This window comes from Streptomyces sp. NPDC001292 (assembly GCF_042896465.1).
In the GTDB taxonomy this organism is placed as follows: domain Bacteria; phylum Actinomycetota; class Actinomycetes; order Streptomycetales; family Streptomycetaceae; genus Streptomyces.
Genome location: NZ_JBIAXG010000031.1, coordinates 110016 through 119026, shown reverse-complemented (window position 1 = coordinate 119026; position 9011 = coordinate 110016). Strand labels below are relative to the sequence as shown.

Annotated in this window: 7 protein-coding genes; 2 read left to right on the top strand and 5 right to left on the bottom strand. The window is 69.4% G+C overall.

Features of this window, described 5'->3' with window-relative positions:
• On the top strand, nt 1-480 hold a 480-nt coding region (locus ACFY4A_RS28540), incomplete at its 5' end, for a DNA-directed RNA polymerase subunit alpha C-terminal domain-containing protein (protein WP_390832209.1).
• A gap of 586 nt (nt 481-1066) precedes the next feature.
• On the opposite strand, the gene ACFY4A_RS28535 is transcribed toward ACFY4A_RS28540, so the two are convergent.
• From ACFY4A_RS28535 to ACFY4A_RS28520, 4 genes are all read right to left on the bottom strand, one after another.
• On the bottom strand, nt 1067-2308 hold the full coding sequence (locus tag ACFY4A_RS28535) for an Ig-like domain-containing protein (RefSeq protein ID WP_390832208.1): 1242 nt from the start codon (nt 2306-2308) through the stop codon (nt 1067-1069).
• A 1270-nt stretch (nt 2309-3578) separates the two neighbouring features.
• On the bottom strand, nt 3579-5786 hold the full coding sequence (locus ACFY4A_RS28530; RefSeq protein ID WP_390832207.1) for a xanthine dehydrogenase family protein molybdopterin-binding subunit: 2208 nt from the start codon (nt 5784-5786) through the stop codon (nt 3579-3581).
• A complete protein-coding gene (locus tag ACFY4A_RS28525; RefSeq protein WP_390832206.1) occupies nt 5783-6772 on the bottom strand; it encodes an FAD binding domain-containing protein in 990 nt (329 codons plus the stop codon). Before ACFY4A_RS28525 ends, ACFY4A_RS28530 begins: the two co-directional genes overlap by 4 nt.
• Nucleotides 6759-7289 (bottom strand): (2Fe-2S)-binding protein, encoded by a 531-nt coding sequence (locus ACFY4A_RS28520; RefSeq protein ID WP_390832205.1) that lies wholly within the window; start codon nt 7287-7289, stop codon nt 6759-6761. The genes ACFY4A_RS28525 and ACFY4A_RS28520 overlap by 14 nt, the downstream gene beginning before the upstream one ends.
• Nucleotides 7290-7431: 142 nt before the next feature.
• Between ACFY4A_RS28520 and ACFY4A_RS28515 the strand changes: the two genes are divergently transcribed.
• On the top strand, nt 7432-8100 hold the full coding sequence (locus ACFY4A_RS28515; RefSeq protein WP_390832204.1) for a hypothetical protein: 669 nt from the start codon (nt 7432-7434) through the stop codon (nt 8098-8100).
• Between the two features lie 318 nt (nt 8101-8418).
• Here the strand turns inward: ACFY4A_RS28515 and ACFY4A_RS28510 are convergent, their stop codons facing one another.
• Complete coding sequence (locus ACFY4A_RS28510; RefSeq protein ID WP_390832203.1) at nt 8419-8997, bottom strand: sulfocyanin-like copper-binding protein; 579 nt, start codon at nt 8995-8997, stop codon at nt 8419-8421.
• Nucleotides 8998-9011: the final 14 nt, after the last annotated feature.

The window sequence follows — 9011 nt, the reverse complement described above, 5'->3', positions numbered from 1 at the left end:
GCGACCCGTGTCGAGCAGCGCACCGACTTCGACAAGCTGATCGTCGACGTCGAGACCAAGCAGGCCATGCGTCCCCGTGACGCCATGGCGTCGGCGGGCAAGACCCTGGTGGAGCTGTTCGGTCTCGCCCGCGAGCTCAACATCGACGCCGAGGGCATCGACATGGGCCCGTCCCCCACGGACGCCGCCCTGGCCGCCGACCTGGCGCTGCCGATCGAGGAGCTGGAGCTCACGGTCCGCTCCTACAACTGCCTCAAACGTGAGGGCGTCCACTCGGTGGGTGAGCTCCTGGCGCGCTCCGAGGCCGACCTGCTCGACATCCGCAACTTCGGTGCGAAGTCGATCGACGAGGTCAAGGCGAAGCTGGCCGGCCTGGGCCTGGGCCTGAAGGACAGCCCGCCCGGATTCGACCCGACCGCCGCTGCCTTCGAGGCGGACGATGACGCGAGCACGGGTTTCGTGGAGACCGAGCAGTACTGAGTCTTTCCAATCTCACGTTGAACCTGACGAGGTGCAGTGTGAGGACGGCTTTGACCAGCTCTGTGATCTGGTTGGTGCTGCACCTGCACCGTGGCTTGCGCAGGAGGAGCCAGGACGCACGGTTGTGGGAAGCGCCATCCTCAGCGTGTCTTCACCCTCTTCGAGTTCGTCCGCGCACTCCTCCGGTACCGCCACCACCTTAAGAGTGACTCCGCCTGGTACGGAGGGGTCGCGGACGGGTTGAGCGCTTCCCGCCGCTCACGCTCAGCCGCGGCTCGGGCTTGTGCTGATGGGGTAACGCGCGGCAATGTGGGCAGCGTTCTCCTTTCCGAACTCCTCCTGCAGGTGGGCGTGATAGTCGGTCTCGTCGATTTGTGCCTCCGGGTCGCCGGTCGCGGCCTTCTTGGCCGGCTCCAGGCCGTAGACCCGGCCTCGTTCCTCCTAGCGGTTGATGCCCTGCAGCACCGGGACCCGGGCGGCGAGGGATGCTCGAGTGCCCGGACGCCGCAGGCGGCGGCCGACATGGTGCCGGCCGCCGCCTGGCGACGGGGATTCAGGTTCAGACGCGTGAGGGAGTGAGGCGGCGTCAGCTGGTCGTGCTGCCCGCGACCCACTGGCTCCACGGCATGTTCCAGTCGCTGAGGCCGTTGTCCGGGGCCAGCCTGGTCTTGTCCGCGGAGTTCTTGACGATCACGACGTCACCGATCATCGAGTTGTCGAAGAACCACGCGGCGGGCTGCTTGCCGTCGTCGCCGCCCTTGACGTCCTTCAGGCCCACGCAGCCGTGGCTGGTGTTGACCTTGCCGAAGATCGAGTCGGCACCCCAGTAGTTGCCGTGGATGAACGTGCCCGAGGCGGACAGGCGCATGGCGTGCGGTACGTCCTCGATGTCGTACGCGGGTTTGCCGTCCTTCTTCGTGAGGCCGACGGTCGCACCGTTCATGCGGATCTGCCTGAACTTCTCGGAGATGACCATCTGACCGTTGTACGTCGGGTGCTCCGGGCTGCCGGACGAGATCGGGATGGTTTTGATCGTCCTGCCGTCCCGTACGACGGCCATCTGCTTCGTCTTGGCGTCGACGGTGCTGATCTGGCTCCGGCCGATCTTGAACGTGACCGTCTTCTGGATGCCGTGGAGGTTGAGCTTGACGGTGACGGTGGAGCCGGGCTTCCAGTAGGTCCTGGGGCGGAAGTCCAGGCGGTCGTCGTTGAACCAGTGACCGACGACTTGCTGGCCGCTGCTGGAGCTGACCTGGATCTTCGACTGTACGGCGGCCTTGTTGCTGATCGCCTTGTCGAAGTTGACCGTCACCGGCATGCCCACGCCGACGGTCGAGCCGTCCTCGGGGGAGAGGTGCCCGATGAAGTCGCTGGCCGGCGAGACCGTGTTGATCGTGGCGTTCCCGGTGACGGAGCGGCCCTTGGCGTCCTCGGCCTCTGCGGCGACCTGATACTGGGTGGCCCGCTTCAGCTGACCGTCGGGCTTCCAGGACGTGCCGTCCGCGGAGAGGGTGCCCGGAATCTCGGCACCAGTCGCGACGGCGGTCATGGTCACCTTGGTGAGCTTGCCGTTGCTGACGGTGACCTTGACTGGCTTGCTGATCCCGACGCCGCGGGCACCTTGTGCGGGTGTGATCTTTACTCGGGCGTCGGAAGCATAGTCGGCGGCCGCCTGATCCTCCCGCGCCTGCGATTTCCGGTGGTCCCCGGCGTCGTTGCGGCTGGTGGCAGCGTTGCTGGTACCGCCGAGGGCCGTGAGTGCGAGTACGCCACCGAGTACGCCGGCCACGGCGACCAGCCCAGTGCGTCGTTTACGTACCGTGATCAAACGCTTCTCCCATGCCACTGCACTTTGAATCCCTGGAGCTGGTTGTCGGAAGAGTGAAACCAGCTTTGGAACCACTTATACGCATTCATCCATCCTGAAATGGGTAAAGTGTGGCGAAGGCCACGCGCCATCGCGTGCGTCGCCGAGGCCGTGCTCACGGCCGGACGGCGCGTAGTCGATCTGCTCTCGCCGCCCGGTGCCGGCCATGACGGGTACGAGGTACGCCCCTCGAGCACGAGTTGCTTGAAGCACGGCCGCCTCTGAGTGCCGGACTTGCTACTCGTCGCTGCCCGGCGCCGATTGCGTCGCATGGCCGAGGTCGCCTTCCTGGCAGGCACTCTCCTCGCGCATACGGCGTCGACGCCTGACGTCAGCGCTCCGGACAGCGCCGACGTGGCCGATGACCGAGACGGCCAGGACGCCCGATCCGACTCCCGAGCCGGTCGAGCCCATAACCCCGTCCGAAGCGGTTCCCGCGGCTGCGCCCGAGCGGCCTGCCGCGTCCGTCCGGACCGCGCTCGTTGAGCGCGCCCGCCTCCGCGATATCAAAAGTGGAGGCGGGTCGGAGGTGAGGGGCAAACCGGGGCGTTGCGCAGTCCCGCGCTCCGTCTGCGCCGGCGTACATGAGGGGTCGCCTCATGACGCGGCGGCATCGTGGAGGGCAGGGCATGGACCGGGTCGGGTTTGACCGGGCGCGAGAGGGGTGCGGGGTTTGACCGTGGTTCGCAAAGAGGATGAGCCTCGCTCGAAACCATAGGCTGCGGGCCGTCCCCGGGCATGCGTTCGGTCGGCGGTGGCCAGCACGACGCGGCTGGGTGCGTGGCCACCGGCCGGCTCGACGGTGTGCTCCGTTCGGCTGTATTGCGGTGACTGGCGATTTGGTGGGGCGTTGGTGGTGTATGAGCAGGAGTCGCAGGATGCGGGAGTTGTCAGGGTCGGCAGCTTTCGAGAAGTTACAGGCGCAGTTGGCCCGTGCCGCTGCCGGGATGGCGAGTGGGAAGTCGCGGCGGGAGAAGGCGATCGAGAAGGCGCTTGGCGCTGCCCCTGCGGCACCGGACGACGGCCGCGGTGAGGCTGTGCCGCCCGGCTCGGGCTGAAGTCACTCGCCCTCCTTCTCGCTGGCCCATCGCCGGTCACTGTCGCGGCATTCGGCGATCATCGGCCCGCCGTCGTACGCGGTGCGGCCGGCGGCGAGCCCGGTGACGGTGAGCTGCTGCTCGGAGCTGGGTTCGCGCAGGAAGCGGGCGGCCCCAGGCCCGGCGACGGCGGCTCAGAGGAGGGCGTCGAGGGTGATCGGCAGTTCGCGGAGGCGCTTTCCGGTGGCGTGGTACACGGCGTTGGAGATCGCGGGTGCGATGCCGACCAGGCCGACCTCGCCCACGCCCTTGGTGCCGGTCGCGGTGCCGCGGTCGGGCTCTCCGACGAAGACCACGTCGAGCTCGGGTACGTCGGCGTTCACGGCGACGAGGTAGTCGGCGAACGTACCGTTGGCGATGCGCCCGGTGCGCGGGTCGGTGACGGTGTCCTCGTACAGGGCCATGCCGATGCCGCCGACCGTCCCGCCGATGATCTGGCTCCTGGCCGTCTTCGCGTTGAGGATGCGGCCGCCGTCGATCGCGGAGACCACCCGCGCGACCCGGATGAGGCCGAGGTCGGCGTCGACCCGGACTTCCACGAACTTCGCGCCGTACGCACCGGCGAGAGACATGCCCAGCTCGGTGGCGGCCGGCGGGGTGCTGTTCCCGTTCGCCGTGAGCTCGGACAGCCCGTGCCGGGCGAGGATGTCGACGTACGACTCCCCGCGGTCCGGGCGGCCCGCGAGGTGGACCCGCCCACCGGTGGACTCCACGTCGTCCTGGGACACGCCCAGCAGGGGCGAGTCGGCGTCGCCATGCGCGAGCTCCGCGAACGAGCGCACCAGCCGCCGGCAGGCGTCGTGCACGGCGTTGCCCAGCGCACCGGTCAGGCCGGAGCCGCCCGCCATCATCGAGTTGGGCATGTCCGAGTCGCCCAGGTCGAAGCGGACCAGGTCCAGGGGCAGGCCCAGTTCCTCGGCGGCAAGTTGGGCCATCACGGTGTACGTGCCGGTGCCGATGTCGGTCGCCGCACTGCGCACCAGCGCGCTGCCGTCGCTGTTGACGGTGGCCTGCGCCGCGCAGGGCTGCGCGAAGTAGGGGAACAGCGCGCTCGCCATGCCGTAGCCGACGAGCCAGTTCCCGTCGCGCATGGAGCGCGGCTCGGGGTTCCGGTCGGACCAGCCGAAGCGCCCGGCGCCGACCTCGTAGCACTCCAGGAGCGCCTCGCCGGACCAGGGCAGCCCGTTGCGCGGATCGACGTCCGTGTGGTTGCGCAGCCGCAGCTCCAGGGGGTCCATGCGCAGGGTGTAGGCCAGTTCGTCGAGTGCCGACTCCAGCGCGAAGTTGCCCTGCGCCTCGGCCGGGGCGCGCATGGACGTCGGCACGGCGATGTTGATCCGCGCCTGCCGGTCCCGCGTGATCACGCTGGCGCACCGGTAGGCGAAGGCGGTCGCCGAGGCGAACGGCTCGTAGTCGTTGCCCTCCATGCTCAGGGAGCTGAGGCTGCGGTGGTCGAGGGCGACCAGTTCGCCGTCGCGCGTGGCACCGACGCCGAGCCACTGCACGCCGCTGGGGCGGTGCCCGACCGAGGTGAACATCTGCGGTCGGGTCAGGACCAGCTTGACCGGGCGGTTGAGCACCCGGGCGGCCATGGCGGTCAGGATCACGTGCGGCCACACGCGCAGTCCGGCGCCGAAGCCCCCGCCGACATAGGGCACCAGGACCCGCACCGAGGTCTCGGGGATACCGAAGACCCTGGCGAGGGTGGTGCGGACCATCGACGGCCACTGGCTGGTGTCGTGGACGGTAAGGGTGTCGCCCTCCCACACGGCAAGGGTGGCGAACAGCCCGAGCGGGTTGTTGGTGTTGTCCGCCGTGGTGTACGTAGCCCGGAGGGTCACCTCTGCGGTCTCCAGCGCCGCGGCGGCGTCGCCGCGCGAGTGGTCCATCCCCCACGGGTCGACGAGTTGCTCGGCCCGGGGGTCCTGGAGGTCCAGCAGCGGCTCCGAGGTCTCGTAGTCGGCCCGCACCAGGCGTGCCGCGGCGACGGCCTGCTCCGGGGTCTCGGCCACCACGAAGGCGATGTGCTGTCCGTGGTGGAGGATCCGGTCGTTCCGCAGCGGTGCGGGCGTCGGCTCCCCGAGCACCGTCGTCGGTCCCGTTGCGACCTCCGGGGCGTTCTCGTGGGTGAGTACGGAGAGCACGCCCGGGGAGCTCTCGGCGGCCTCGGTGTGCATGCGGACGATCCGGCCCGCGGCGATGGTGCTCTGCACCACGGCGCCGTAGGCCTGGCCGGGGACGCTGAAGTCCATGGGATACGGGGCGGTGCCGGTGACCTTCCGCGGGCCGTCGACCCGGCTGACGCCCGCACCGACCAGCGGCCTGCTCTCGACGGTGCTCATGCGGTCACTCCTGACACTGTCTGCAGCTGGCGCACCAGTGTGCGCCGGGCGAGCGGCACCTTGAACGCCGTACCCGGGACGGTCCAGGCCTCGCGCATCGTGGCCTCGGCCGCGTCCCGGTACGTGGCCGTCGTGGCCGGCGCGTCGGTCAGCACGTGCTCGGCCTCGTAGGCCCGCCAGGGCTTCGACCCCACCCCGCCCAGTCCGACCCGGGCCTGGCGGATCGTGCCGTCGTCCACGACGAGCAGCACCGCGGCCGAGGTGAGGGCGAACTCGTAGGACATCCGGTCGCGGACCTTGAGGTAGCCCGAGCGGGCGGCCGGCGGCGGAAGCGGGATCTCGACCTTCGTGATCAGCTCGGCGTGCTCCAGCACGTTCTCGCGCTCGGGGCTCTCGTCGGCCGTCAGGTAGAACTCCGTCAGCGGCACGGTCCGACGCTCCGACACCCCCTGGATGTGCACGACCGCGTCGAGCGCCACCAAGGCGACGGCGAGGTCGGAGGCGTGCAGCGCGATGCACCGCTCGCTCACGCCGAGCACGGCGTGCATACGCGCCACGCCCTCCACCGCGGCACAGCCGGAGCCCGGCGTGCGCTTGTTGCACTCGACGACCGTCGGGTCGCGGAAGTAGCGACAGCGGGTGCGCTGCAGCAGGTTGCCCCCGATGGTGGCCATGTTCCGCAGCTGCACCGACGCGCCCAGCAGCAGGGACTCCCGCACCACGGGCAGCCGCTCGACCACCGTGGCGTCGGCGGCCAGCTCCTCCATGCTGGCGAGCGCCCCCACGTGGAGGGACTCGCCGCGGCGCTCGATGCCGTGCAGCGGGAGCCGGGTGATGTCGATCAACCGCGGCGGCTCCAGGACCCCGTCCTTCATCAGGTCGAGTTGCGTCGTGCCGCCCGCCAGGCAGGACGCCGCCGGGTCGTCCGCCAGCAGCTGTACCGCCTCCTGGATGTCGGTGGCCCGTACGTAGTCAAAGCCGCGCATCGGGACCTCCCCCGGACGCCGCCTCGCGTATCGCGGCCACGATGTTGGGATAGGCACCGCAGCGGCACAGGTTGCCGCTCATGAACTCACGGATCTCCTCGTCGGAGCCGGCCCGGCCCTCGGCCATCAGCGCCACCGCGGACATGATCTGCCCCGGCGTGCAGAAGCCGCACTGGAAGCCGTCGTACTCCATGAACGCCTTCTGCACCGGATGCGGCCCGTCGGTGCCGGAGACGCCCTCGATGGTGGTGATCGCCCGACCCTCGGCCTGGGCCGCCAGGGTCAGGCAGGACAGCACTCTCCTGCCGTCCAGGTGGACCGTGCACGCGCCGCAGGCACCCTGGTCGCAGCCCTTCTTCGTGCCCACCAGGCCCAGCCGGTCCCGCAGGGCGTCCAGCAAGGTGACCCGGGTGTCCAGGCGCAGGGTGTACGAACGGCCGTTCACTGTGAGTGTCACGACCCGCTCGGTGACCGCGGGACGGTCGGCCAGGTCCCGTTTGCTCGCCGCGTCCCTCATCGTGTCCTCCTCCGGACGGGTCGGATACGACTCGAGCCCCTCCTGCGGGCGGATCCGGTGAGTTGGTTCGTCGGGCGCCATGAAAGGCGGGAATCGACCTTTTCATGTCAATACATCCGCCTTTCTCCTCAATATACGCTGAATGGGTGTCCCGGCACCGGGTACGGGCCCGCCAGAACTCGGCCGGCCGGCTCAGGCGAGTAGTGCGACCTCCGCCGCAGCGCTGCCGGACGGTGCGGAGTCCGCGCCTCTGGGCGACTGCCCTGAGGTGCGCGCGAAGGTCGAGCGGCTGGAGGGCCGGATCACCCCGAACGCCTGTGCGTTCATGAAGCCACAGATCGCCTTCGGTGAGATCCCCACGGGCACGCCGCCCGCCATCGGCGATCTGAACCACCCCCGGGTGAAGGCCTACCTCGACATCTTCGACGAGGACGCCACCCTCTGGGAGGCGGGCGCCAACTCGCAGCGCGGCCACGACATGATCGGGACGTCCATCGCGCGCTCGCTGCAGCTGGTGCCGGACCTGCGCTACCGGGGCACGGACGTGGTGGCCGACGGCAGCACGATGATGTCCGGCCAGTGGAACGAGGTCACGTTGAAGGGCCGTACGGTGGCCTACCCGCAGATCGCCCGCAATGTGCTCGGCGACGACGGCAAGACGCTCCAAGCCCGGCGGTACTACGACCGTTACGCGCTGTTCCGGGACACCGTCCCGGACCTGGCGCCCAAGGACCTGTTCGAGGGCATCGCGGACAGTGCGGGTCAACGTCCTCTGACGGAGGCGAGTTCTTCAGCGTCTACCGGAGTGTGAATGCCGGGTACCAGGTCATGCACGCCCTTGATGGCCACGTAGACGGCATGTTCGAACCCTTCGGTGAGGTGAGCCGCACGGTGCGAAGCGCTCTGTCCATCCACCCGGGATCAGGGCAGCCGCCGCCCTCTGAAGCCGTCATCGCGGGCTGGCGATGGCAGCTTGCTCCGGTCGACGACAACCTCGACAGCGTGGCTGACGCCGGTGGGGATGCAGCGAGGCACGCGCGCCTGATCAGTCGGTGCACCCGCCGCCGTGGCTGACTTCAAATCTCGTGCCGGCGTCACCGCCGGCCGCGGCAGCCGCCAGCTCCTTCGCTCAGCCAGTGACGTCCAGCTCTGTGTACATGCCGGCCGCGTAGTGGCCCGGGTAATTGCACAACAGCTCATAGCGCCCCGGCCGCAGCGTCACCGTGGTCCAGGCCGCCGCACCGGAGGCGATGCCATCTCCGGCCCCCGTGCCACAGGTGCGCGATGCCTCGCCCAGGCTGCCTGCTTCCGATACCCGACCGTCGGAGCGGATGACACGTTCTCCGGCGGCCTGGCCCGCCGGCAGCCGCAACACGATCACCTCGTGTTTGAGGACTCCGGCATTGACCACCCGCACGGTCACCTTTCCTGCTGGAATCGTCGTGGGCTGGGTTGTCAGGCCCATCATGCCCATGCCGTCCCAGCCGGGACGGCCGTCATTCGGCGCAGGCCAGTTCGGGCCCCTCATCATGCGTCCCATGTCCCATACGGTTACATCCACCACACTGCCTGTCGCAGTCGGTGCGGTGCATCGTGTGCTGTGTGCTCTCCAGGACGCCGGTGCCGTCCTGTGAAAGGCGCCGAACGCGGACATCAAGACCGTCGTGGCGATGCCCAGTACCAAGGCCGCGGCAGCAACGGCGATCACCGATCGCACCTCTC

Bases quoted from the DNA above. Each gene is read 5' to 3' on its own strand.
- ACFY4A_RS28530 (WP_390832207.1), bottom strand. From the start codon at position 5,786: ATGAGCACCGTCGAGAGCAGGCCGCTGGTCGGTGCGGGCGTCAGCCGG.
- ACFY4A_RS28525 (WP_390832206.1), bottom strand. From the start codon at position 6,772: ATGCGCGGCTTTGACTACGTACGGGCCACCGACATCCAGGAGGCGGTA.
- ACFY4A_RS28520 (WP_390832205.1), bottom strand. From the start codon at position 7,289: ATGAGGGACGCGGCGAGCAAACGGGACCTGGCCGACCGTCCCGCGGTC.
- ACFY4A_RS28515 (WP_390832204.1), top strand. From the start codon at position 7,432: ATGGGTGTCCCGGCACCGGGTACGGGCCCGCCAGAACTCGGCCGGCCG.